This is a genomic window from Methylobacterium sp. CCH5-D2 (genome assembly GCF_001556475.1).
GTDB lineage: Bacteria > Pseudomonadota > Alphaproteobacteria > Rhizobiales > Beijerinckiaceae > Methylobacterium > Methylobacterium hispanicum.
This window is the reverse complement of the sequence record NZ_LSIX01000627.1, coordinates 1-1,430: the sequence shown is the minus strand read 5'-3', so window position 1 is coordinate 1,430 and position 1,430 is coordinate 1. Positions and strand designations below refer to the sequence as shown.

General features: G+C 73.1%; 2 protein-coding genes. One reads left to right on the top strand and one right to left on the bottom strand.

Features of this window, described 5'->3' with window-relative positions; translation table 11 throughout:
- A partial coding sequence (locus AX737_RS16805) for a response regulator (RefSeq protein WP_156453790.1) occupies window positions 1-568 on the top strand: 568 nt, incomplete at its 5' end.
- A 294-nt stretch (window positions 569-862) separates the two neighbouring features.
- Here the strand turns inward: AX737_RS16805 and AX737_RS16810 are convergent.
- The coding region (locus AX737_RS16810) for a response regulator (protein ID WP_156453790.1) at window positions 863-1,430 on the bottom strand (568 nt) is incomplete at its 5' end.

Genomic DNA, 1,430 nt, shown 5'->3' with positions numbered 1-1,430 from the left:
CACGGGGCTCGGCCTCTCCCAGGTCTTCGGCTTCGCCAAGCAGTCCGGCGGCGAGATCACGGTGACGAGCGAGCGGGGCGCGGGCACGACCTTCACGCTCTACCTGCCGCGGGTCGGGTCGGAGCGGGTGCCGCTGCCGGACGCGGCCGAGCCGGCCCCGCTGGCGAGCGGCCACGGCACCTGCGTGCTCGTCGTGGAGGACAATCCCGAGGTCGGCGCCTTCGCCGAGCAGGCGCTGCGCGAGATCGGCTTCAGCACGGTCTGGGCGACCGATGCCGAGCGGGCGCTGGCCGAGTTCGAGCGCGTGCCGTTCCGCTTCGAGGTCGTCTTCTCCGACGTGGTGATGCCGGGCATGAACGGGGTCGAACTCGCGCACGAGATCCGGCGGCGGCGTCCGGACATGCCGGTGGTCCTCGCCTCGGGCTACAGCCACGTCATGGCCGAGCAGGGCACGCAGGGCTTTCCCCTGCTGCGCAAGCCCTACTCGATCGCCGACCTCTCGCGCATGCTGCGGCGGGCCATCCAGGACGCGCGGTCGAACCGCGACGCGGACCGCTCGCCAGTCTGAGCAGGCGGCGGGAACGCTCCCGTCACCGCCCGCTTGTCCGACTGGGCGGCCCACCGGGGCCGTCGAACCGGATGCCGGAGGCGACCCGTGACCAGAGAGATTCGCGCCACCCTGCTCGCTGCCACGCTCCTCGTCGGCCTCGGCGGCGCCGCCGAGGCCGACGAGGAGCGTGGCAGCGAGCAGGGTGGCGCGAATCTCTCTGGTCACGGGTCGCCTCCGGCATCCGGTTCGACGGCCCCGGTGGGCCGCCCAGTCGGACAAGCGGGCGGTGACGGGAGCGTTCCCGCCGCCTGCTCAGACTGGCGAGCGGTCCGCGTCGCGGTTCGACCGCGCGTCCTGGATGGCCCGCCGCAGCATGCGCGAGAGGTCGGCGATCGAGTAGGGCTTGCGCAGCAGGGGAAAGCCCTGCGTGCCCTGCTCGGCCATGACGTGGCTGTAGCCCGAGGCGAGGACCACCGGCATGTCCGGACGCCGCCGCCGGATCTCGTGCGCGAGTTCGACCCCGTTCATGCCCGGCATCACCACGTCGGAGAAGACGACCTCGAAGCGGAACGGCACGCGCTCGAACTCGGCCAGCGCCCGCTCGGCATCGGTCGCCCAGACCGTGCTGAAGCCGATCTCGCGCAGCGCCTGCTCGGCGAAGGCGCCGACCTCGGGATTGTCCTCCACGACGAGCACGCAGGTGCCGTGGCCGCTCGCCAGCGGGGCCGGCTCGGCCGCGTCCGGCAGCGGCACCCGCTCCGACCCGACCCGCGGCAGGTAGAGCGTGAAGGTCGTGCCCGCGCCCCGCTCGCTCGTCACCGTGATCTCGCCGCCGGACTGCTTGGCGAAGCCGAAGACCTGGGAGAGGCCGAGCCCCGTG